Origin of the sequence: Microbacterium sp. gxy059, from assembly GCF_050958665.1 — a bacterium.
GTDB lineage: Bacteria > Actinomycetota > Actinomycetes > Actinomycetales > Microbacteriaceae > Microbacterium.
This window is the reverse complement of record NZ_JAMXWT010000028.1, coordinates 1-21,272: the sequence shown is the minus strand read 5'-3', so window position 1 is coordinate 21,272 and position 21,272 is coordinate 1. Positions and strand designations below refer to the sequence as shown.

Sequence of the window (21,272 nt, the reverse complement as noted above, 5' to 3'; positions counted from 1 at the left end):
CGGACCCCGTGTACACTCGCTCCAGGTTCACGAGTTGCGGCTGTCGGTACCTGGCCGGCCGCACGGCAACCCCCTCCATCGAGCGGGGTGCCCCAGGGGAAGAACCGGCCCGGCGCGGTCGCGTGCGGGCAAGTCGATGGAAGCCCGCGAGAGCGGTGCGCCCCTGCGGGCTTCCGGGAAGGATCCCGATCATCATGAGCACCACCATCCCCGGAGACGTTCCGGAGCAGCCCGATCCCGACGCCAGCTGGGGCGACGTGCCCGAAGCCGACCGTCCGCTCTGGTCGCGCTACCTGCTCGACCACCTGCCGCGGCGGAACGGCCCGCTGATCCTCTCGTACATCGCGCGGGGCATCGTGGGCGGCGGCACCAACGCCCCCGATTCGTGGCGACAGGCCGCGCGGGATCTGCACGCGGTCGGCTTCACGCCGCTCGAGTACTACCTGCTCTGCGAGATCCTGCGCTCCACGCGGCTGCGCCGCGAGCTGCATCCGCGCGACCACGCGCACCTCTTCGAGCTGTGGCCCGTGGACGAGCCGAACCGCCTCCCCGCGTACCGGCTGAATGCCGAGGCCTGGCGTCCGTGGCTCGAGAAGGTGCGCGCCGGCGCGTCCCCGAAGCGAGCCGCGCTGCGGATCCTGCACGGCGACGCGCTCCCGCCGCTCGGCGGCGTCGTGTCGCTGCGCACGGGCGACACGACCCTCCTCGACGACTGAGCGCCGCCCCGGCGCGCCCGCGCGGCGCGCCGGGGCGCCGGGGCGCCCCGATGCGGGACACGTCGTCCCGGAGCGCGTCGGCACCCGTCCGGCGCGCCGGGTTTCGTCCTCTGTCGGAGGCCCCGCGTAGCGTGGACCGCATGACCTCCGAAGCGACTCCCGCGCCCGTGCAGAACACCCGCGTCCAGGAGGCCCTGGCGACGTGGGCCGAGCGGAAGGATCCCCAGACGCACAGCGAGGTGCTGCGCACCGCGTTCGCCGGCCAGCTGCTGCTCGACATCACGGGCTCCGAGATCGCCGACCCGCAGCACCCGCTGCAGGAGGGCGATCGCCTCGTGGTGACGTCGGTGAGCGACGGCGAGGAGAAGGACCTGCTGCTCGCGTTCACCGACAACGCCCGCCTCGCCGCATACTCGCAGCACGAGGATCCGCTGTCGCTCGCTCAGCCGGCCGCCGGCGCGCTCACGCAGTCGAGGGAGCACCACGACGGCATCGCGATCGACGCGGGCACCCCCGGCGCGTTCGTGGCCTACGCCGACGAGATCCAGCGCGCGGCGGGCGACGATCCGGCCAGCGCGGCGCGCATCGCGACGGCCCTGGTCGACGGAGGCGTGCAGATCGACGAGTTCGTGCGCATCCTGCGCGAGGGCGTCGTCTACGTGGGCGGGCAGCCCGTGACCGACGACGACGGAGACACGATCGGCTACAGCGTGCTGACCGCCACGCGCCCCGACGGCGCGCGCCTGCACGCGCTGTTCTCCTGCCCGGCCGAGGTGTGGGCGCTCGCCCCCGACGCGGTCGCGCAGCCCGCGACGCTCGACCGCGTCATCGACTCGGCCGCGGAAGGCGAGATGTCGGGCATCGTCGTCAACCCCGCCGGCCCCGCGGCGGAGCTCCCGCTCGACTGGTTCGAGCGCGGCGACGGCTGAGCTCAGGCCAGCAGGTCGGCGCGCTCGGGGTGCGCGTCGAACCAGACGCCCACGTACGAGCACACCGGCTGGATCCGCAGACCCCCGCGGCGGGCGATCTCGTCGACCGCGCGCTCGGTGATGACCGCGGCGAGCCCCTGGCCGCGCTGCGGCGGGGGTGTGAAGGCGCGGGTCAGGGCGATCTCGCCGTCCTTGATGCGGTAGTCGAGCACGCTCACGAGCTCGTCGCCGCGCCGCAGCTCGAAGCGCGACGCGTCCGGCGCGTCGCGGAAGGTCAGGTCGTCGTCGCTCATGCCCCCAATCTACGGCCGCGGGGCTGCCCTCGGGGCCGTTCGGCGCACCCGAGCGCCCCGCGCGCCGCACCCCGCCGATCGTCGCCTCCCGGCGTCGGCGGCGTCATGTGACGCCGCCGTTTGACACATTGCGAGACGGAGCGCAATAATCCTCGACATGACCAATGACACGCAGCTTCTGTCCGCCCAGGAGGCGAACGGAGTCACCGGGATGATGATGCCCGGTCGCGATGTCATGTGCTGTCGAATGTGCCGCTGACGTCAGACGCAGTCCGCACACCCGCACGATCCGCCCCGATGACCGCGCGCAGAGCCACATGAGCCCCGCGACATCGGCAGGATCGGCTCTCTCCCCCGTCTTCCGGGGAGGGATCCCGCGCACCCCGACTCGGGGAGCGCCGACCGACAGCACCCGCCGGATCCCCGCATCCGCGCACCCTTTCGAAGGACCCTCATCATCATGGCCGCTCTCGCCCCTCGCACCCCCGTCCGCCCGACCCGCCCGACCCACCTGCGCGCGGTTCCGCCGCTCTCCGATGCCCGCCCCGCACCCTCGTCGAACGGCCGCCCCGTGAACGATCTCTCCTCCGCCCAGACCTCCTCGCCGCTGCCCGCCGGATCGGAGCCGCGCGGCTTCGCCCTCTACGTCGGCCTCGACGAGGCCTCGGCCGCCGCCGACGGCGTCAGCCTCAACGTGCTCGTCGACGCCCTCCGCCGCACGATCGCCGACCTCTCGCCCCGGGCGCAGACCTATGCGGCGGTGGCCCTCGCCCCCCAGCAGGCCGGCGGGCGCGACATCGACGTCGTGCGCCTCGCCCTGAAGGAGCCCGGCGCGGTCGCCCGGACGAAGCAGGAGGCCCCGAAGCCCGACGTCGACGCGGGCGTCACCGTGGACATCTCGCGCAAGCGCGTCACGATCGACGGGGAGTCCGCCGCCCTCACGTACAAGGAGTTCGAGCTGCTGCAGTACCTCGTCCTGCGCGAGGGCAGCACGATCGAGCGCGGCGAGCTGGTCGACGCGATCTGGCAGACCGACGACGAGAGCGCCCCCGGGGAGCGCACGATCGATGTGCACGTCCGCCGTCTGCGCGCCAAGCTCGGCCGCTACGAGGACATCGTGCGCACCGTGCGCGGCGTCGGCTACCGCTTCGACCGCCACGCCGACGTCACGATCCGCTACGGCGCCGGGACCCCCTCGCCCGACCGCTTCTGAGACCCGCGAGCGGGCGCGGCGGATCCGCGACACAATGGACGCATGTCACGCCGCGCCCGCTCGATCCTCATCGCCGTCGGCCTGCTCGCCCTGGCCTGCCTGGTGGGATCCGTGCTCGGCAGCCCGTGGCTCGGCCTCGCGCTCGGCGTCCTCATCGGCATCGGCGTCCTGATCGCCGGCGAGTCCCGACGAGGCGGCAACCAGGGCATCTACGACCGCGACGACGACGGCGCGGAGCTCTGATCCGCCCCTCTCACCGCTCTCGCAGGAGACTCTGAGAACCCGCTCGTTACCGTTCCGTTACCAACGGTTCGAATCCGTCGCGATCCGCATCCTGACACGGATGCCGCGGGACCGGCGCCGTTCTCAGGTTCGGGCCGGTCCGTCCCGTCTCGACGCCGAGTCTGAGTGCCGGAGGCCGCGGGCACCCAGGATCGCCTCGCATTCTCGGGGTCCGGCGCTCCTCCCTCCCGGAGGGCGCTCACCCCCATCGCGCACGTCGATGCGCCCCGAGACAGTGAGATCGATTCCCCGGATGACCCCTGACGAGACCCGCCTCGCCCTCCCCTCCTTCCCCCGCCCGAACCACGTGCGCCTGCTCCGACAGGAGCGCGAGAGGCGCCGCCGCCGCATCGCGGTGATCGCCGCGTCGGCGGCGGGCGTCGTCGCGATCGGCGCCGGCACGACCGCCTTCACCCTCGCGCCCGACGCCGGCTCGCGCGCCGTCGCCGCCGAGGCGCTCGTCTCCGCCGAGACGTCGCCGGACGTCGACGAGGCGCTCACGACGGCCCACAAGGTCATGGAGCGCGCCGAGGGCAAGGTCGACACGACCCGCCTCGAGGGGTTCGTGACCTCGCTCGAGGACGACGAGGGGATCCCCGCCCCCGCGGCCGTCAAGCTCAGCAGCGCCGCCGTGACCGAGGCGGAGGAGCTCGCAGACCAGGTCTCCGCCGCCGAGGAGGAGGAGAGGCGCGCGGCCGAGGAGCGGAAGCGCCAGGAGGAGCAGCGGAAGGCGGAGGTCGCCGCCGCGGAGGCCGAGGAGGCCGCCGCGCAGCTCGCGGAGGCCAACACCGTGGAGGGCGCCCAGGCGACCGCGCAGAAGATGATGGCCGACGAGTACGGCTGGGGATCCGACCAGTTCGGGTGCCTCGATCAGCTGTGGACCAAGGAGTCGGGCTGGGACTACCAGGCGACGAACGCCTCCAGCGGCGCGTACGGCATCCCCCAGTCGCTGCCCGGCAGCAAGATGGCCGGCCACGGAGACGACTGGCAGTCGAACGCCGCGACGCAGATCAGCTGGGGACTCGAGTACATCTCGTCCGTCTACGGTACCCCGTGCGCGGCATGGGGCCACTCGCAGGCGACCGACTGGTACTGATCCGGATCAGTAGTAGACGGCGAGCGGCCCGGTCGGGCCGGGTACGACCTGCACCGGGGTGTCGAACACCCCGCTCAGCACCTCGTCGGTCATGATCTCCTCCGGCGTCCCGAACTGCACGACCCGCCCGTTCTTGACCGCGCAGATCCGGTCGGCGTAGTGCCCGGCGAAGTTGATGTCGTGCAGCACGATGACGATCGTGCGGCCCAGCTCGTCGGCGGCGCGCTGGAGCTGCTGCATCATCTGCACCGAGTGGCGCATGTCGAGGTTGTTCAGCGGCTCGTCCAGCAGCACGTAGTCGGTCTCCTGGCACAGCACCATCGCGACGTACGCGCGCTGCCGCTGTCCGCCCGAGAGCTGGTCGAGGTACCGGCCCTCCAGCTCGCTGAGATCGAGGAAGTCGATCGCGCGGCTGATGATGTCCTCGTCGCTCTCCGTGAGGCGCCCCTTCGAATAGGGGAACCGGCCGAACGACACCAGCTGCCGGACGGTGAGGCGGGTGATGAAGTGGTTCTCCTGACGCAGGATCGACACGATCCTCGCGAGGTCCTTCGACGAGGTGCTGCCCACGTCGTAGCCGGCGATCTCGATGGTGCCCTCGTCGATGCCCAGCAGCCGCCCGATCATGGTCAGCAGCGTCGACTTGCCCGCCCCGTTCGGCCCGACCAGCGCCGTGATCCCTCCCCCGGGGATCTCGACGTCGACCGGCCCGATGGCGACCTCGGTGCTGTACTGCTTGCGGACTCCGGTGAGGGTGATCACAGCCTGCCCTTTCTGAGGATGACGAACAGGAACACCGATCCGCCCACCAGCTCGATGATGATGGAGACCACGCCCTGCGCGTAGAAGATGTTCTTCATCACGAAGTACGACCCGGCCAGGATGACGAATCCGGTGAGCGCGGCGACGGGGAAGATGTGGCGGTGGTCGTACGTGTCGGCGAACTGGTAGGCGAGGGTCGCCACGAGGAACCCCAGGAACGTCATCGGCCCCACCAGCGCCGTCGAGACCGCCATCAGCAGCGACACCAGCAGCAGCATCCGCATCACCTCGGCCCGGTGGTTCAGCCCGAGGCTCGTCGCGGCCTCCCGGCCGAGCGCGATGAGGTTCAGACGGCGCCCGTTCCACCAGATCAGCGCCGTCGCGACCGCCATGATCGGGATCGCGTACGGCAGATACGACGCGTCGGCGTTGGCGATGCTGCCGAACAGACGCGCGGAGAGCACGTCGAACTCGCTCGGCGTGAGGAGGCGCTGCATGAACGTGGACACGGATCCGAGGCCGGCGCCGATGATGATGCCGATCAGCAGCATGATCTGGATGTTGCCGTACCTCCCCGACAGCAGCCATCCGTACAGCAGCAGGGAGAAGCCGACCATCAGCACCACCTGCAGCAGGAACTGCGGCACGCCCTGCAGCGCCACGACTCCCGCGACGCCGAGGAAATAGACCGACGAGGTCTGCACGGCCGTGTAGAGCGACTCGAACCCCATGATCGACGGGGTGATGATGCGGTTGTTCGTGACGGTCTGGAAGGTGACCGTCGCCACCGCCTGGCACACCGCGACGACGGCGATGACGGTGACGTTCTCGGCCCGCAGCTTCGCGATCCGCCAGAACCCGTCGGAGCCGACCGGCATGGGGTTCTCCCACGCCAGCAGGCCGAACGCGGACGCGGCGGCGAGCACCAGGAGGATCCCGACGACCAGCGCGTACCGGTACCGGGCGCGGCGGGTCGGCAGGGGGCGGGCGCTGCGCACGACGGCTCTCCCCTCAGCCACGGCGACGCTGCCTGAGCAGGAGGAGGATGAAGACCACCGCGCCCACGATCCCGAGGATCAGCGAGACGGGCACCTCGAACGGCATGATGATCGTGCGGCCGACCAGGTCGCACACCGTCACGATCGCGATGCCCGTCAGGCACACCCACGGCAGGTTGCTGCGCAGGTCGTCTCCGCGGATCATCGAGACGATGTTCGGCACGATCAGTCCGAGGAACGGCAGGTTCCCGACCACGACGGTCACCACGCCGGTCGCCACCGCGATCAGGCCCGTGCCGAGCAGGATCACGCGGTTGTAGTCGAGCCCCACGTTGGTGGCGATCTCCTTGCCGAGACCGGCCACGGTGAACCGGTCGGCGGCGATGAACACCACCACCGCGACGGCCAGCACGATCCACAGCGGCTCGTACTGTCCGCGGAACACCGAGGTGAAGCTCCCCGCGAACCAGACCCCGAGGTTCTGCAGCATGTCGGTCTGCAGCGCCACGAAGGTGGACACCGACCCCACGACCGCGCCCAGCATGATCCCCACGATCGGCACGATCAGGGACGACCGCAGCGAGATCCGCCGGAGGAACAGGAAGAACACCATCGTGCCGATGAACGCCGCGATCGTCGCGCCGCCCATCCGCGCGAGGATCGACGCCCCCGGGAACAGCACCATCACCGTCAGCAGCCCGAGCCCCGCCCACTCGGTGGTGCCCGTGGTGGTCGGCTCGACGAACCGGTTCTGCGTGAGCAGCTGCATCACGAGCCCCGACATCGCCATCGCCCCGCCCGCGAGCACCAGGGCGATCGTGCGCGGGATCCGCGTGATCGCGAACATCTCGGCGCCGTCGTCGGCGCCGAACACGTCGTAGACGCCGGTGAAGAGGGACACGGCGAGGAGGGCGAGGACGACCACGACGCCGATGAGGAGCTTCGCGTCGAACAGCCTCCCCCGGGTGCGCGCGGGGGCGTCTCGTGTCGCGGGGGTCATGATGCGGGGTCGTCCTCTCTCACACGGCGGCGGTGGCCGCGGGATCAGTTCGCCGCCTCGAGGGCGTCGGCGAGCTCCGAGAAGAACTCGGTGTAGGTCTGGATGCCCTCGTTCGTGTACGTGTCGGCGGGCATGTAGACGATCTGGCTCTCCTTGACCGCGGTGACGCCGGCGAGCGCCTCCGAGTCCTCGAGGACCTCGGCCGCGGGGCTGTACTCGGGGTCGTCCGAGGCGACGGCCGCGTCGCGGTCCATCACGAGGATCCAGTCGGGGTTCGAGTCGGCGATCGCCTCGACCGAGATGTCGTCACCCTGGTGATCGTCGCTCGACTCGTCGACCTCGAGCGACGGCGTCAGGCCGAGGATGTCGAAGACGGGCCCGAAGGTGCGGCCGTTGCCGGGAGCCGAGTAGCCGATCTCGCCACCCGAGGTGATGACGGCCATGACGGTCTCACCCGAGTCGTAGGCGGCCTTCACGCGCTCGATCGAGTCGTCGAGGTCGGCGCCGAGCTGAGCGGCCTCGTCCTGCTTGCCGAAGACCTCGCCGAGCACCTCCACCTGGCGCTTGAGCTCGGCGTCGAAGGGCTCGCCCTCGCGCGGGTCGAGCTCGAGGATCGTCGCGTCGGGGGCCAGGTCGGCGAACTGGTCGTGGTACTGACTGAAGCGCTGGCCGTTGACGATGAGGTCGGGCTCGACGGCGACGACCGCTTCGAGGTCGGGCTCGCGGTGGCTGCCGAGGTCGACGATCGAGTCGTCGTCCACGTAGTCGATCGTGTCGGGCATGAGCGACACGGCGCCGGCGGTGAGCTCGACGCCCCAGTCGGAGAGGGTCTCGAACGTGCGGTTGTCGGTCGCGACGACCGAGTTGGGCGGCACCGTCACGGTCTGCGCGCCGTTGTTGTCCTCGACCTCGATGGTCGATGCGCTCTCGTCGCCCGCGGGAGCGTCGGCCTCGGCGTCGCCCCCGTCCGAGGAGCAGCCGGCGAGGACGAGGGCCGATGCGGCGACGAGCGACAGCATCGTGACGGGGCGGGACATGCGCATGCGAGAGGTTCTCCAGCTTCGTTCGAGGGCGCGCCGTCAGGCGCGTACTCACGGGGTGGGGACGGTCGGGGAGCCCGGGCCTCCCACCCCTCAGGGAAGGTAAGGCGAGCCTCACCCGACTCAGGTCAGGTTAGCCTAAGTCCCATGACCGCGTCCACTTCGCCGTTCTCCCTCGTCCGCGAGCCCCTCGACCTCGTCGTCCGCTTCGTCACACTCGCCGCCCGCGAGCGGATCACTCCGGGATACGCGAAGGTGCGCCTCGTGGGCGACGAGCTGCGGGGCTTCGGCGCGGAGGGCCACGACGACCACATCCGCATCTTCTTCCCGGACGGCCGCGTCGACACCGTGGACGAGATGCGCGCGGCCCCGAGCCGCGAGTTCACGCCCGTGGCGTGGGGCGAGGACCCGGACGGCACGCCGTTCCTCGACCTCGAGTTCGCGCTGCACGGCGACGAGGGCGTGGCCGGCGTCTGGGCGGACACCGCTCAGATCGGCTCGATCGTCGGCATCGGCGGGCCGCGCGGCACGCTGCGGATCGACGGCTCCCCCACCGGATGGCTCCTCGCGGGCGACGAGACGGCGGTGGCGCAGATCCGGCGCTACGCCGCGCTCATCCCGGACGGGGCGCCGGCGCGGATCCTCGTCGAGGTCCCGGACGCCACGCACGAGGTGCCCGTCGAGACCGCCGCGGAGGTGACCTACGTGCACCGCGGCGACGCCTTCCCCGGCACGGCCCTCGCGGCCGCGCTCGACCGGCTCACGGCGGAGGACCGCCCCGGCGAGGACCCCTTCGTGTTCGTCGCGGCCGAGCAGGCGATCGTGAAGACCGCCCGCGCCCTCGCCTGCGAGCGCTGGGGCGTCGCCCCCGAGCGCATCGTCGCGAAGGGCTACTGGAAGCGCGACGACACCGGCGACACGTACCACGCGGCGCACTGACGCCGCGCCGGGCGCCGGCGTCGCCTCGCGGGCGGCGCGGATGCGCGCGAGCGGCGCGGATCCTCCGCCGGATATCTGCGCCGCTCGCGGATTCCTGCTCGCCTACTGGGTGCTGAACGCCGCGTCGAACGCGGCGGTCGGGAGCGGCCAGAGCAGGTCGCGGATCCGACCGACGGCCTCGGCCGCGCCGTGCTCGCGGTCCATCCCGGCGTCCTCCCACTCGATCGAGATCGGCCCTTCGTAGCCGATCGCCGCGAGCGCGCGGAAGGCGTCCTCCCAGGGGATGTCGCCGTGGCCCGTCGAGACGAAGTCCCACCCGCGGCGCGGGTCGCCCCAGGGCAGATGGGAGCCGAGGATCCCCTGGCGTCCCGTCGCGGGGCGCACGCGCGTGTCCTTGCAGTCGACGTGATAGATCCGGTCGGCGAAGTCGCCGATGAATCCGACCGTGTCGACGCCCTGCCACGCCATATGCGAGGGATCCCAGTTGAGGCCGAAGGCCGGGCGCCGGTCGATCGCCTCGAGGGCGCGCACCGTCGTCCAGTAGTCGTAGGCGATCTCCGAGGGGTGCACCTCGTGGGCGAACCGCACCCCCTCGCCATCGAACACGTCGAGGATGGGGTTCCACCGCCGGGCGAAGTCCTCGTATCCCTCGTCGATCACGTCCTGCGAGACGGGCGGGAACATCGCGACGTACTTCCAGATGCTGGATCCCGTGAACCCGACCACCGTGTCGATGCCGAGCCTGCGCGCCACCCGCGCGGCGCGCTTCATGTCCTCGGCGGCGCGCTGGCGCACGCCCTCGGGGTCGCCGTCTCCCCAGACCTCGTCGCGGAGGATCGCCTGATGCCGGAAGTCGATCGGGTCGTCGCAGACGGCCTGCCCGCCGAGGTGATGCGAGATCGCCCACGCCTTCAGGCCGTACCGGTCGAGGATGTCGAGGCGCTCGCGTACGTAGGCGTCGTCCTCGTCGGCGCGGCGGAGGTCGAGGTGATCGCCCGACGCGGCGATCTCGAGTCCGTCGTAGCCCCACTCGGAGGCCTTGCGGGCGAGCTCCTCGAACGGCATGTCGGCCCATTGGCCGGTGAACAGGGTCACGGGAAGACGTGCGGATTCGGTCATGTCATCTCCTTCGATGCGGGCGTCGGTCATTCTGCCGTGTCGATCCAGTCGCCCGTCGCCGCGGAGGCGAGGACGGCCTCGGTCAGGCGCGCGGCGCGCAGCCCGTCGGCGAAGGTCGGCAGACCTTCGGGGGTCTCGCCGCGGATCGCCGCATAGGCGTCGCGGACGAACGCGTTGAACGCGTCCTGGTATCCCATGGGGTGTCCCGAGGGCACGAGGCACAGCCGGGCCGCGTCGGGGGCGAGCAGGTCGGCCTGCCGCTCGAGGATCGTCGTGCCCTCGCGCCGCCCGATCCGGAGCGTCTCGGGGGCCTCCTGCTCGAAGAGGTACGACTCGCGGGATCCGTGCACCTCGATCGCGAGACCGTTCTTGCGTCCGGCGGCGACCTGCGAGACGAGCGCCGTGCCCGGCGCGCCGCCGGACAGCACGAACAGCACGGCCGCGAGGTCCTCGGTGTCGACGGGGCATCCGCCGCGCTCGTCGTGGATGCGGCGCGTCACGGCCTGGAGCCGCGCGACCCGCTGCCCCGTCACGAACTCGATGGCGTCGAAGAGATGCGATCCGATGTCGGCGAAGGCGCGGGAGGGTCCGCCGGCGTCGCTCGCCGTGCGCCAGTTCTCGTCGTCCTCCGAGAGCATCCAGTCCTGCAGGTAGCGCGCGTCGACGGAGAGCACGGTCTGCTCGCCCGCGGCGATCCGCGCGCGGGCCTCCCGCATCATCGGGTGGTAGCGGTAGACGAACGGCACGGCGCCGACGACTCCGGCATCGCGCGCGGCGGCGACGAGCGCCTCCGCGTCGCCGACGGCGGTGGCAAGCGGCTTCTCGCAGATCACGTGTCGTCCGGCGGCGATCGCCGCCTCGGCCTGCGGCCGGTGCAGCGCGTTCGGGCTGCAGACGTGGACGACGTCGATGTCGTCCCGCGCGACGATCTCGTCGATCCCGGGCTCGGCGCAGGCGACGCCGAGCTCCGCCGCGGCCTCCTCCGCGCGGCTCCGGCGGGACGAGGAGATCGCCACGAGGTCGGCTCGGGCCGCTCGCGCCGCCGTGGTGTGGGCGCGGCCCATCATGCCCGCGCCCACGAAGGCGGCGCGGAGGGGGGTGTCGGGGGTGGTCATCGGTCCTCCTGCAGGGGGCGCGGAGCGGGGGCGGTCGGGGCGGATCGGCTGGTCGGCGGCGCGTCGCGTGCGCGGCACGCGGACCGCCGCGAGGACGCGCTCATGTCGCGGCCTCCGCGAGCGATCGGGACGTCAGCCCGTGGGCGGCGAGCACGAGGTCGCGCACCGCCGCGGCATCCACCGTCTCGGCGTCGATCAGATCCGGGTCGGACACGATGATCAGCGGGGCGTCCTCGGGACGATCGGGAAGGCGGCCGTGCGTGCCCCGCACGTGCGAGGCGTCGAGCGGCACCGTGCTCATCGCGTATCGGAGGCCGAGCTTCTTCCTGACGAGGTTCAGTCCGGCCTTGGCCTTGGCGAGCGGGTCCGCGGGGTCGAAGAACAGCTCGGCGGGGTCGTACCCGGGCTTGCGATGGATGTCCACGCCCCGCGCGTACTCCGGAGCACGCGCGTCGTCGAGCCAGAAGTAGTAGGTGAACCATGCGCCCGGCTTCGCCACGATCACGAGATCCCCCGCGCGGGGGTGGTCGATGCCGTGGGAGGCCTGCGCCTCCCTGTCGAGCACGAGGTCCACACCGGGGAGGTCTCGGATGGCCTCCGCGGTGCGCTCGAGATCGGCGGGGTCCTTCACGTAGACGTGGGCGACCTGATGATCCGAGACGGCGAACGCCCGAGAGGTCCAGGGGTCGAGCTGCTCTCGCCCCTGCTGCACGTACACCTCGAGGAGACCGGCGCGGCGCAGCGCGCGGTTGATGTGCACCGGCTGCTCGGCCTCGGTGATGCCGTACTCCGCGAGGACGATGATCGTCATGCCGAGCGCCTCCGCGTCCGCGAGCAGCGGCGCCAGCGTGCGATCGAGCTCCGCCGCCGCCTCCCGCGATTCCGGCGCGCTCGGCCCGTGCTTCTGATGCGCGTAGTCGAGATGGGGCACGTAGAGCAGCGTCAGGTCGGCGTCGTCGTCGTTCCAGCGCCCCTGCAGGAGGCCGCGCGCCGCGTCGATGAGCCATCTGCTCGACACGATCGACGCCGTCGGCCCCCAGTACTGGAACAGCGGGAACTCCCCCAGGGAGCGGACCAGCTCGTCGTGGAGCCACGCGGGACGCACGTAGGCGTCGGGGCTCTTGCGCCCGTCGGCGTGGTAGATGGGCCGAGGCGTCACGACCACGTCGGTCTCCGCCCCCATCGCGTACCACCATCCGACGTTCGCGACGCGATAGTCGGGGTGGGTCCGCCGCACCTCGTCCCAGACCTTCTCGCCCTCGACGAGGACGTTGTGCTGCCGCCAGAGCAGCACGTCGCCGAGACCCCGGAAGTACCACCCGTTGCCGACGATCCCGTGCTCGCGCGGCGGGCGCCCCGTCAGGATCGTCGACTGCACGCTGCAGGTGACGGCGGGGAGGATCGTGTTGAGCCGCGCCGTGCGCCCTCGGTCGGCGAGACGCCGCAGGGTCGGCATGTGCTCGAGCGCCTGGGCGGTGAGCCCCACGACGTCGATCAGAAGCACCTTCTTCATCGTGTCCTCCTTCATGAGCGGGCAACGGATCCGGTCGGGGTCGTCGCATGGTCCAGCTCCCGCACCGCCCAGCGGACCTCGCTCGCGATTCCCGCGACGAGGCTCGTCGGCTGCAGTGACGCGGGCAGCACGGACCAGGTGTACGTCTCGATGTCCAGGTGCGCGTCGCGTCCGCCGGGGGCGCGCAGGACGGCGTCGACGGCCTCCCGCAGGACGTCCTGCGTCGACGAGAGCGGCGCCTCGGGCGTGACGTGGAGCGGGATGTGGACGTGCACGCGCCAGGGCCGATCCACGGGCCAGGCGGACGCGGAGAGCGCCTCGCCGAGGTCGTCGGCCGCGCGCACGGCGCCCGCGGGGTCCGGAGCCGCGCGCACCTGGTGCAGGTACCGGTCCTCCGCGAAGGCCGCGAGCGCCGCGCGCGATTCGGCGCTCGACGGATCCGGGACCTCGAGCGCGGCGGACGCCTGCACCTTCACGATCCGGATCCCGGCGTCCGCGATGCGCGCGACCGCCCTCTGCGGGTCGGCGAAGGAGACCGCGAGGTGGCATGCATCGAGGCACACCCCGATGCGTCCGTCCGCGATCAGACGCGGTCGCGCGGAGAGCCACGAGACGACGTCCTCGACGTCGTCGAGAATGCACCCGGGCTCCGGCTCGATCGCGATGCGCACCGTCCTCCCCGTCGTGCGCTCGAGCTCGACGAGGTGCTCGATGAGCTCGAGCATCGCGCGTTCGGCGGCTTCGTCGTCCGCGTCGGACCACCCGTGGCGCCATCCGAGGGGAAGGGTCGAGATGCTTCCCTCCTCCCCCGCGGGGAGGAGGTGGGCGAGCGCCGTCGCGCAGTCCTTCGTGAACTCCAGCCTCTCGCTCCGCGTCCAGTCGGGCTGGTAGACGCGCAGCTTCACGACCTCGTCGTGGAACCCCCGGTAGGGGAAGCCGTTGACCGTGCGCAGCTCGAGGCCCTCCTCGTCGAGCGCCGCCGCGAGCCGCGCCCTCGCCGCGGGGTCGCGCGCGAGGAGTGCGGCCGCTCCGACGGGCAGCCAGAGGCCGACGCCGAGGCGGTCGAGCCCCGCCTCGCGTCGGACGGGGCCACTGTGCGCGCGCAGCTGGGCGATGATCCCGTCGAGGTCCTCGGCGGGATGGACGTTGGTGCAGTAGGAGAGGCGCACGTCAGACCGCCCTCGCCGAGGGCGCACCGCGCAGGACGGAGTTCCCGGAGAACGTGTCGGACGAGGGTGCCGCGATGTCGAAGCCGGGGATCGGGTCGATGTTCAGGCGTCCGCTCTGCCCGTAGAACTCCACGGGGTTGCGCCACAGCACGCGGTCGATGTCGTCGGACGAGAAGCCCGCCCGGCGCATCGCCTCCCCGGTCTTCGCCGTCTTCAGCGGATCCGAGCGCCCCCAGTCCGCCGCCGAGTTCACGAGAACCCGGTCGAGGCCGATGCGCTGGAGGATCGCGACCATGCGCTGCTCGTCCATCTTCGTGTCGGGGTAGATCGAGAACCCCATCCAGGCGCCGCTGTCCCGCACCGCGTCGACCGTCATCTCGTTGAGGTGGTCGACGAGGACCGCGGACGAGGGCACGCCCGACTCGGCGATGACGTCGAGCGTGCGGCGCGTGCCGCGCTCCTTGTCGCGGTGCGGGGTGTGCACCAGAACCGGAAGCTGGAACTCGAGCGACAGCGACAGGTGCTGGGCGAGGACCTCGTCCTCCTCCGGCGTCATGGAGTCGTATCCGGTCTCCCCGATCGCGACGACGCCGTCCTTGCGGAGGTAGTGGGGCAGCTCGACGAGCACCTCCCGGCAGCGCGGGTCGTTCGCCTCCTTGGGGTTCAGGGCGATCGTGCAGTGGTGCCGGATGCCGAACTGCTCCGCGCGGAAGCGCTCCCAGCCGATGAGGGAGTCGAAGTAGTCGAGGAAGCTCGCCGCGGACGTGCGCGGCTGCCCCAGCCAGAAGGCGGGCTCGACGACCGCGCGCACGCCGGCGGCGTGCATCGCCTCGTAGTCGTCCGTCGTGCGGGCGGACATGTGGATGTGGGGATCGAAGATGCGCATGGCGCTCACCTCGCCGTCCTGACCCCGCGGATCAGCGCGAGGTCCTCGGGGATCGTGCGACCGGCCGCCCTCCGCTCCTGGGCGAAGTGGTCGGCCATGTCGGCCAGTTCGTCGTCGCGCCGTCGCTCCAGGCCGGCGACCTGCGCCAGCGGCTCGCCCATGAAGACGAGCTTGAGGACGCCCTGGCGCCAGGAGGCGGCGTCGAGGTGCCGCTCGGCGAACGCGCCCATCGCGGCGGCGACGATGCGGGGGTCGTTGGCGCGGAGCGCGTCCGCGACGATCTCCCTTCCCGTGCGGATCCAGGCGTCGGCGGGGTCGGGGAGGACGCCGAGCGCGCGCAGCACGGCGATGCGCTCGTCGGCGTCGCCGCGCTGATAGAGGCGCCGCGCCGCATCGGCGCCGCTCCCGTCCGGGGGCAGCGCTCCGAGAAGGGCGACGCGGGCGCGCATCGCAGGAGCGCCCCGCCCCACCGCTCGCGTCGCCTCCGCCACGAGCTCGGGGATCCGCTCGGGCTCGCGGGAGACCGTTCGGATCGCGTCGCGCGTCCAGGCGTCCACACCGGCGGCGAGATCGCGCATGATCCGCAGGCTCTCGCGGGCGACCCTCGGAGCATCGCCGGAGTGGCGCGGCAGCTCCAGCGCGGCGACGCCGGCGTAGCCGATCTCGTCGAGAGCGGCGAACGCGGCGGCGAGATCGAGGTCGCCGTCGCCGAGCGCGCGATGGTCGTGGACGCCCGTCGGCATGTCGTCGACCTGCACGTTGAAGAGACGGTCTCCCGCGGCGCGGATGGCGCCGGCGACGCCGCCCGGCTCGTCGACGACGATGCAGTGCCCGAGGTCGACCGTGATCCCCACGCCGGCGGGGGCGCCGGCGAGCTCGATCCAGCGACGCGCCTGCGCCACCGTCTCGACGATCATCCCCGGCTCGGGCTCGATCGACAGGCGCACGCCGGCCCGCTCCGCCTGATCGGCGAGCGCTCGGAGCCGCTCGCCGATCAGCCGCCACCCCTCCTCCGCGTCGGCGCCGTCCGGGAGCTCTCCGCTCCAGAGCGAGACGCACTCCGCTCGGAGGATGCGTCCGATCTCGATCGCCCGCTCGAGCAGGGCGACGCGGGAGATCGCGTCGCGGTCCGCGAGCGAGGGCCGGAAGGGCCGGAAGGCGTCGAGCGCGTACGGCGCGCCGGTCTCGACGACCACGCGGAGTCCGCGCCGTGCGAGATCGTCGGCGAGCGCCTCGGCGCGCGTGCGCCAGTCGGACGCGAAGGGGTCGAAGTGCGCGGGGCCCAGGGTGAGGGCGACGGCCTCGTATCCCGTCGTCTGGATGACGTCGAGGCAGTCGTCGAGGGCGTGCTCGGCGAATCCGTTGGTTCCGTATCCGGGCGCCCACGTCATCGTGTTCGATTCGGTCATGTCACGTCTCCTTGTCTTCTCTTCGCGGCGAGCAGGCGGCCGATCGCGTCGACCGCCGCGAGGATCATCGCGCCCCTCCCGGATCCGCCCGCGGCGGCGAACGCCGCCTGGAGCGGCACCATCCCGCGGATCCCCTGTCGGGTCGCGTCCCGCGCGTGACGAGCGCTCGGATCGCGCGCCGCGCGCACGAATCCGGGGAGCACCGTCGCGAGGAACGCGGCGGCGCCGATCGCCGCGCCTGCGCGTCGCCCGCGGTGCTCGCGAGCCGCGGCGATCGCGGCTCCCGATGCGGCGACGGAGAGCGCGGCCGCGGCCACGGAGGCGGCGCGGGAGGTCCCGTGCACCTCTCCGCGAGACACCTGCGTCACCGCCATCGTGTGCGCGGCGATCGCGCCCGCGGGAAGGAGCGCAGCCCGCGGGGAGGACGCCGCTCCCATCAGGACGTCGAGGCCGCGGCAGGCGGCCATCGCGACGGGGCCGAGGCGTCCCCGCTTGGCGACGAGGTCGTAGAGCCAGACGCATCCGGCGAGCGGCAGCGCGATGCGCCGCGCGCGGGGGCCCGCGGATCCGGCGACCGCGACTCCCGCGGCCGTGAGGCCCGTCGCGATCCCGAGGGCCCGTCCGCGCGAGATCCGGCCGGAGGGGATCGGTCGCTCGGGGCGCTCGACGGCGTCCAGGTCGGCGTCGACCACGTCGTTGAGGGCCATCCCCGCGGCGTAGAGGGCGGCCGACGCGGTGGAGGCGGCGGCGGTGCGCGCCGAAAGCGGTCCCGCGGATGCCGCTCCGGCGATGCCGTCGCCGATCACGGTGAGGATCGCGGGCGCCCGGACGAGTTCGAGCACGTCTCTCAGAGCCATCTGTCGCTCCCTTCCGAGGGCAGGCTCGTCAGCGCCGACGCCGCCGGCGCTGACGAGCCCGGGTGTCAGGACTCGAAGGCGAGTCCGATGTAGTCCTCGACGTTGTCGACCGTCACGACCGGGGCGTCGAGCACGATGCGGTACGGCACGCTCGGCGTGACGAGGTCGCTCATCGTCTTGCCCTGGGCGAGCAGGCGGGCGAGGGCGATGCCGTCGGCCGCCTGGGTCGACGGGTAGACGATCGTGGCCTTGATCACGCTGTCGTCGGCCTCGATGCGATCCATCATGTTGACGCTTCCGCCGCCGCCGACGAGGAAGAACTCGCTGCGGCCCGACGACTCGATGGCGGCGAGGACGCCGACGCCCTGGTCGTCGTCGTGGTTCCAGATGGCGTCGATCTCGGGGTTCGCCGAGAGCAGCTGAGAGGCGGCCGTCTCGCCGCCGGCCACCGTGAAGTCGGCCGCGACGCGCGGCCCGACCTCGAGCCCGCACTCGGCGAGGGCGTCGTTGAATCCCTGCGTGCGGTCCTGCGTGAGGGGCAGCGAGTCGATGCCGGCGATCTCGCCGATCACGGGGTCGTCGGCGTCGGCGAGCTGCTCGCACATGTAGTGGCCCGCGCTGACGCCCATGCCGTAGTTGTCGCCGAGCACGGTGATCCGCGAGGCGGCGGAGTCGGAGAACTCGCGGTCGACGTTGATGACCGGGATGCCCGCCTCCATCGCCTTCATCGCGACCTCCGTGAGCGCGGCGCCGTCGGTCGGCAGCAGGACGATCGCGTCGACGTCCTGGTTGATGAACTGCTCGACCGCCGCGATCTGCTGGTTCGCGTCGTTCGTGCCCTCGGCCTGCCGCAGCTCGACGTCGTCGAAGCCCGCGGCGGCGTCGAGCGCGCCCGAGTTGATGGCGCCGAGCCAGCCGTGATCGGCCTCGGGACCCGACCAGCCGATCGTGACGGCGTCGCCCGAGGCCTGGTTCTCCTCCGCGGTCGTGCCCTGCTCGCCGGCGCCCGCGGCGCCCTCCGAGCCGTCGCTGGTGCATCCCGCCAGCAGCCCGAGGGCGGCGAGGGCGGCGAAGCCGGTGACGAGCGGGCGCGTCCGCATGCTGCGCTGTGTCTGCATGTTTCCTCCTTGAACCTGATGCAGATGGATCGACGTGGCACGTCGGCGCCCGTGCGGGGCCGTCCTCATCGACGAGGCAGACGCTAGCAGAAGTGAACCTCGGATGCACAGCTTTTGCGCATTACTTGTCAAAAGTGGGAGGCGGCGCCCGTGCGCCCACGCGTTCGAGGGGGGGCGCCCGGCGTCGAGCCCCGGGAGGAGAAAGTTCCGCTCCCCCCTGTTGCGCCGAGTCACCGTCATGTTATGTTCGCTGAGTGATCAAAGATGACCACCCATCGTCATTACTCTCCATCCGCGGCATCACGAAGCGGTTCGGAGCGGTGAAAGCCCTGCGCGGCGTCGACCTCGACGTCGTGCCCGGCGAAGTCCACTGCCTTCTCGGGCAGAACGGCGCCGGCAAGTCGACCCTGATCAAGACCCTCGCGGGCGTGCATCAGCCCGACAGCGGCGAGATCTCCTGGCAGGGCGAGAGCGTGGAGATCCCGACGCCCCAGGCGGCGATCGAGCTCGGCATCGCCACGATGCACCAGGAGCTCGACGTCGTCGACGGCCTCACGATCGCCGAGAACGTCTTCCTCGGCCACGAGCTGTCCCGCGGCGGCGTCACCCGCCGCGCCGAGCAGGCGACCGAGACGACGCGCCTGCTCCAGCGTCTCGGCCACGGAGAGCTCTCGCCGCACACCGAGGTCGGATCGCTGAGCGCCGCCGAGAAGCAGATCGTGAGCATGGCCAGGGCCCTCTCCCACGACATCCGCCTCATCGTCATGGACGAGCCCTCCGCCGTGCTCGACGCCGAGGAGGTCGAGAACCTCTTCCGCGTCGTCGGCGAGCTCACCGCACAGGGCATCGCGGTGATCTACATCACCCATCGCCTCGAGGAGATCCGCACGATCGGCGACCGCATCACCGTGCTCAAGGACGGCGCCTCGATGGCGAGCAATCTCGACGTGGCCGATACACCCACGCACGAGCTCATCCGCCACATGACCGGACGCGCGGTGGAGAACGTCTTCCCCGCGTCGCCTGGCGTCCCGGACGACGCCGCCGTCCTTCTCGACGTGACGGATCTCGCGCTCGAGGAGCTCTTCGAGGACGTGAGCTTCTCCGTCCGCGCGGGCGAGATCGTCGGCCTGGCCGGCCTCGTCGGATCGGGGCGCTCCGAGATCCTCGAGACCGTCTACGGCGCCCGCCGCGCGACGAGCGGCTCCGTCCGCGTCGACGGCCGGCCGCTCCCCCGCGGATCCGTCGTGGCCGCGGTCGAGGCGGGCATGGGCCTCAGCCCCGAGGAGCGCAAGTCGCAGGGACTGCTGCTCGGCGAGCCCATCTACCGCAACGTGACGCTCCCCACCTTCGCGCGGATGGCTCGCGCCGGCCTCCTCGACGAGGGGGCGGAGCGCCGCGCCGCGGACGCGCAGATCGACGCGCTCGAGCTGCGTCCCGCCGATTCCACGCGCCCCGCCGGCACCCTGTCCGGCGGCAATCAGCAGAAGATCCTCCTCGCCCGCTGGCTCGTGCACGGCAGCAGGATCCTCCTGCTCGACGAGCCGACGCGCGGCGTCGACGTCGGCGCGCGCGCCGAGATCTACGCCCTCATCCGCCGCCTCGCCGACGCCGGCAACGCGGTCGTCGTGATCTCCAGCGAGATCGAGGAGGTCCTCGGCCTCGCCGACACCGTGCTCGTCATCGGGGACGGTCGCGTCCTCGCCACCCTTCCCTCTTCCGAGATCACGGAGCACGGCGTGCTCGATCTCGTCATGAAAGGAGCCGCAGCGTGAGCGCTCAGGCCTCTGACACCACCACGACCGCCTCCCCGCCCTCGCTGCTGCGACGCATCTTCTCGGGGTCGGTCGGACGCAACCTCGGGCTCGTCCTGGCGCTCGTGCTCATCCTCGTCGTCGGCGCGGTGACCGCCCCGAACACGTTCACGACCGTGGACAACATGCTCGTGATCCTGCGGCAGGCATCCATCATCGGCGTCATCAGCGTCGGGATGACCTTCGTGATCCTGTCGGGAGGGATCGACCTGTCTGTCGGCTCCGTGATGGGCCTCGCATCGGTGGCCGCGACGCTCGCAGCCGTGCAGGACCTCGCCGACAGCGTCCACTGGAGCGTCATGGTGCTCATCGCGCTCGCGACGGGGCTCGTCGCGGGGCTCATCAACGGCATCGTCGTCGCCTACGGCAAGGTCGCGGCCTTCATGGCGACCCTCGCGATGATGGTCGGCGCCCGCGGGCTCGCGGAGATCATGGCGCAGAACCGCACGCTCGTCATCTCCGACCGGGGCTTCGTCCGCGCGATGAACGTCGACCTCCTGGGCGTCGACGTGCTCATCTGGATCTTCGCGGTCGTCGCGATCGCCGGCTGGTTCCTCCTCAACCGCACCACCTTCGGACGCCGCACGATCGCGATCGGCGGCAACCCCGAGGCCGCGCGCCTCGCGGGGATCAAGGTGAAGCGGCACACGATGTGGCTCTACGCGATCTCCGGCCTCACCGCGGGCATCGCGGCGGTCATGATCCTCGGACGCACGACCGCGGGCACGTCGACGCACGGCATGCTGTACGAGCTCGACGCGATCGCCGCCGTGGTGGTCGGCGGCACGCTGCTCGCGGGAGGGAAGGGCACGATGACCGGCACCGTCTTCGGCGTGCTCATCTTCGCGACGCTGTCGAACGTGTTCGTGCAGAACAACCTCTCCTCCTCGGTCCAGGCGCTCGCCAAGGGCGTGATCATCGTCGTGGCGGTGCTGCTCCAGCAGCGGTTCGCGTCGCGTCCCGGGGCCGCGGACTCGGCCGCGGCTCGGCGGGCGAGCGCGTGG

General features: G+C 71.8%; 21 protein-coding genes and 1 riboswitch. Of the genes, 8 read left to right on the top strand and 13 right to left on the bottom strand.

Annotated features, from left to right (window positions below):
- Positions 1 to 25: 25 nt before the first annotated feature.
- Positions 26 to 141, top strand: a riboswitch (SAM riboswitch).
- Between the two features lie 53 nt (positions 142 to 194).
- Both NHL53_RS13365 and NHL53_RS13360 read left to right on the top strand, forming a co-directional pair.
- Positions 195 to 716 (top strand): hypothetical protein, encoded by a 522-nt coding sequence (locus NHL53_RS13365; RefSeq protein WP_433777373.1) that lies wholly within the window; start codon positions 195 to 197, stop codon positions 714 to 716.
- A gap of 140 nt (positions 717 to 856) precedes the next feature.
- Entirely contained in the window at positions 857 to 1,645 is a 789-nt protein-coding gene (locus NHL53_RS13360) for an SseB family protein (RefSeq protein ID WP_433777372.1), read from the top strand.
- Positions 1,646 to 1,647: 2 nt separating this feature from the next.
- On the opposite strand, the gene NHL53_RS13355 is transcribed toward NHL53_RS13360, so the two are convergent.
- Complete coding sequence (locus NHL53_RS13355) at positions 1,648 to 1,938, bottom strand: GNAT family N-acetyltransferase (RefSeq protein WP_433777371.1); 291 nt, start codon at positions 1,936 to 1,938, stop codon at positions 1,648 to 1,650.
- Positions 1,939 to 2,398: 460 nt separating this feature from the next.
- On the opposite strand from NHL53_RS13355, the gene NHL53_RS13350 reads away from it, so the two are divergent.
- The 3 genes from NHL53_RS13350 to NHL53_RS13340 all read left to right on the top strand — a co-directional run bounded on the left by NHL53_RS13350 (position 2,399) and on the right by NHL53_RS13340 (position 4,529).
- Complete coding sequence (locus tag NHL53_RS13350) at positions 2,399 to 3,151, top strand: winged helix-turn-helix domain-containing protein (RefSeq protein ID WP_433777370.1); 753 nt, start codon at positions 2,399 to 2,401, stop codon at positions 3,149 to 3,151.
- Between the two features lie 42 nt (positions 3,152 to 3,193).
- Positions 3,194 to 3,394, top strand: coding sequence for a hypothetical protein (locus NHL53_RS13345; RefSeq protein WP_433777369.1), 201 nt, complete (start codon positions 3,194 to 3,196; stop codon positions 3,392 to 3,394).
- 292 nt (positions 3,395 to 3,686) lie between these two features.
- A complete protein-coding gene (locus NHL53_RS13340) occupies positions 3,687 to 4,529 on the top strand; it encodes a phospholipase (protein ID WP_433777368.1) in 843 nt (280 codons plus the stop codon).
- A 6-nt stretch (positions 4,530 to 4,535) separates the two neighbouring features.
- Here the strand turns inward: NHL53_RS13340 and NHL53_RS13335 are convergent, their stop codons facing one another.
- From NHL53_RS13335 to NHL53_RS13320, 4 genes are read right to left on the bottom strand one after another with little or no spacing between them, the layout of a single operon-like run.
- Positions 4,536 to 5,291 (bottom strand): iron ABC transporter ATP-binding protein, encoded by a 756-nt coding sequence (locus tag NHL53_RS13335; RefSeq protein WP_433777367.1) that lies wholly within the window; start codon positions 5,289 to 5,291, stop codon positions 4,536 to 4,538.
- Entirely contained in the window at positions 5,288 to 6,310 is a 1,023-nt protein-coding gene (locus NHL53_RS13330) for an iron chelate uptake ABC transporter family permease subunit (protein ID WP_433777366.1), read from the bottom strand. Before NHL53_RS13330 ends, NHL53_RS13335 begins: the two co-directional genes overlap by 4 nt.
- Positions 6,303 to 7,289: an ABC transporter permease gene (locus NHL53_RS13325; protein WP_433777365.1), complete on the bottom strand. Its 987-nt coding sequence runs from the start codon at positions 7,287 to 7,289 to the stop codon at positions 6,303 to 6,305. Before NHL53_RS13325 ends, NHL53_RS13330 begins: the two co-directional genes overlap by 8 nt.
- 44 nt (positions 7,290 to 7,333) lie before the next feature.
- Positions 7,334 to 8,332, bottom strand: a complete 999-nt coding sequence (locus NHL53_RS13320) for a siderophore ABC transporter substrate-binding protein (RefSeq protein WP_433777364.1) — start codon at positions 8,330 to 8,332, stop codon at positions 7,334 to 7,336.
- A 144-nt stretch (positions 8,333 to 8,476) separates the two neighbouring features.
- On the opposite strand from NHL53_RS13320, the gene NHL53_RS13315 reads away from it, so the two are divergent.
- Positions 8,477 to 9,268: a siderophore-interacting protein gene (locus NHL53_RS13315; protein WP_433777363.1), complete on the top strand. Its 792-nt coding sequence runs from the start codon at positions 8,477 to 8,479 to the stop codon at positions 9,266 to 9,268.
- A gap of 102 nt (positions 9,269 to 9,370) precedes the next feature.
- On the opposite strand, the gene NHL53_RS13310 is transcribed toward NHL53_RS13315, so the two are convergent.
- From NHL53_RS13310 to NHL53_RS13275, 8 genes are all read right to left on the bottom strand, one after another.
- Positions 9,371 to 10,387, bottom strand: coding sequence for a sugar phosphate isomerase/epimerase family protein (locus NHL53_RS13310; protein WP_433777362.1), 1,017 nt, complete (start codon positions 10,385 to 10,387; stop codon positions 9,371 to 9,373).
- A 26-nt stretch (positions 10,388 to 10,413) separates the two neighbouring features.
- On the bottom strand, positions 10,414 to 11,502 hold the full coding sequence (locus NHL53_RS13305; protein ID WP_433777361.1) for a Gfo/Idh/MocA family protein: 1,089 nt from the start codon (positions 11,500 to 11,502) through the stop codon (positions 10,414 to 10,416).
- 100 nt (positions 11,503 to 11,602) lie between these two features.
- Positions 11,603 to 13,015 (bottom strand): alkaline phosphatase family protein, encoded by a 1,413-nt coding sequence (locus tag NHL53_RS13300; protein WP_433777360.1) that lies wholly within the window; start codon positions 13,013 to 13,015, stop codon positions 11,603 to 11,605.
- 11 nt (positions 13,016 to 13,026) lie between these two features.
- Positions 13,027 to 14,184 (bottom strand): metabolite traffic protein EboE, encoded by a 1,158-nt coding sequence (eboE, locus tag NHL53_RS13295; protein ID WP_433777359.1) that lies wholly within the window; start codon positions 14,182 to 14,184, stop codon positions 13,027 to 13,029.
- A 1-nt stretch (position 14,185) separates the two neighbouring features.
- Positions 14,186 to 15,070: a TatD family hydrolase gene (locus NHL53_RS13290; protein ID WP_433777357.1), complete on the bottom strand. Its 885-nt coding sequence runs from the start codon at positions 15,068 to 15,070 to the stop codon at positions 14,186 to 14,188.
- Between the two features lie 5 nt (positions 15,071 to 15,075).
- Positions 15,076 to 16,479, bottom strand: a complete 1,404-nt coding sequence (locus tag NHL53_RS13285) for an EboA domain-containing protein (protein ID WP_433777356.1) — start codon at positions 16,477 to 16,479, stop codon at positions 15,076 to 15,078.
- Positions 16,476 to 17,336, bottom strand: a complete 861-nt coding sequence (locus NHL53_RS13280; protein ID WP_433777355.1) for an SCO3242 family prenyltransferase — start codon at positions 17,334 to 17,336, stop codon at positions 16,476 to 16,478. Before NHL53_RS13280 ends, NHL53_RS13285 begins: the two co-directional genes overlap by 4 nt.
- 65 nt (positions 17,337 to 17,401) lie before the next feature.
- Positions 17,402 to 18,454, bottom strand: a complete 1,053-nt coding sequence (locus NHL53_RS13275) for a substrate-binding domain-containing protein (protein WP_433777354.1) — start codon at positions 18,452 to 18,454, stop codon at positions 17,402 to 17,404.
- Between the two features lie 299 nt (positions 18,455 to 18,753).
- On the opposite strand from NHL53_RS13275, the gene NHL53_RS13270 reads away from it, so the two are divergent.
- Both NHL53_RS13270 and NHL53_RS13265 read left to right on the top strand, forming a co-directional pair.
- Positions 18,754 to 20,229 (top strand): sugar ABC transporter ATP-binding protein, encoded by a 1,476-nt coding sequence (locus tag NHL53_RS13270; protein WP_433777388.1) that lies wholly within the window; start codon positions 18,754 to 18,756, stop codon positions 20,227 to 20,229.
- Positions 20,226 to 21,272, top strand: a 1,047-nt coding sequence (locus NHL53_RS13265) for an ABC transporter permease (RefSeq protein ID WP_433777352.1), incomplete at its 3' end; no start/stop codon positions are given. The genes NHL53_RS13270 and NHL53_RS13265, both read left to right, overlap by 4 nt.

Bases quoted from the DNA above. Each gene is read 5' to 3' on its own strand.
- NHL53_RS13365 (WP_433777373.1), top strand. From the start codon at position 195: ATGAGCACCACCATCCCCGGAGACGTTCCGGAGCAGCCCGATCCCGAC.
- NHL53_RS13360 (WP_433777372.1), top strand. From the start codon at position 857: ATGACCTCCGAAGCGACTCCCGCGCCCGTGCAGAACACCCGCGTCCAG.
- NHL53_RS13355 (WP_433777371.1), bottom strand. From the start codon at position 1,938: ATGAGCGACGACGACCTGACCTTCCGCGACGCGCCGGACGCGTCGCGC.
- NHL53_RS13350 (WP_433777370.1), top strand. From the start codon at position 2,399: ATGGCCGCTCTCGCCCCTCGCACCCCCGTCCGCCCGACCCGCCCGACC.
- NHL53_RS13345 (WP_433777369.1), top strand. From the start codon at position 3,194: ATGTCACGCCGCGCCCGCTCGATCCTCATCGCCGTCGGCCTGCTCGCC.
- NHL53_RS13340 (WP_433777368.1), top strand. From the start codon at position 3,687: ATGACCCCTGACGAGACCCGCCTCGCCCTCCCCTCCTTCCCCCGCCCG.
- NHL53_RS13325 (WP_433777365.1), bottom strand. From the start codon at position 7,289: ATGACCCCCGCGACACGAGACGCCCCCGCGCGCACCCGGGGGAGGCTG.
- NHL53_RS13320 (WP_433777364.1), bottom strand. From the start codon at position 8,332: ATGCGCATGTCCCGCCCCGTCACGATGCTGTCGCTCGTCGCCGCATCG.
- NHL53_RS13315 (WP_433777363.1), top strand. From the start codon at position 8,477: ATGACCGCGTCCACTTCGCCGTTCTCCCTCGTCCGCGAGCCCCTCGAC.
- NHL53_RS13310 (WP_433777362.1), bottom strand. From the start codon at position 10,387: ATGACCGAATCCGCACGTCTTCCCGTGACCCTGTTCACCGGCCAATGG.
- NHL53_RS13305 (WP_433777361.1), bottom strand. From the start codon at position 11,502: ATGACCACCCCCGACACCCCCCTCCGCGCCGCCTTCGTGGGCGCGGGC.
- NHL53_RS13300 (WP_433777360.1), bottom strand. From the start codon at position 13,015: ATGAAGAAGGTGCTTCTGATCGACGTCGTGGGGCTCACCGCCCAGGCG.
- NHL53_RS13290 (WP_433777357.1), bottom strand. From the start codon at position 15,070: ATGCGCATCTTCGATCCCCACATCCACATGTCCGCCCGCACGACGGAC.
- NHL53_RS13285 (WP_433777356.1), bottom strand. From the start codon at position 16,479: ATGACCGAATCGAACACGATGACGTGGGCGCCCGGATACGGAACCAAC.
- NHL53_RS13280 (WP_433777355.1), bottom strand. From the start codon at position 17,336: ATGGCTCTGAGAGACGTGCTCGAACTCGTCCGGGCGCCCGCGATCCTC.
- NHL53_RS13275 (WP_433777354.1), bottom strand. From the start codon at position 18,454: ATGCAGACACAGCGCAGCATGCGGACGCGCCCGCTCGTCACCGGCTTC.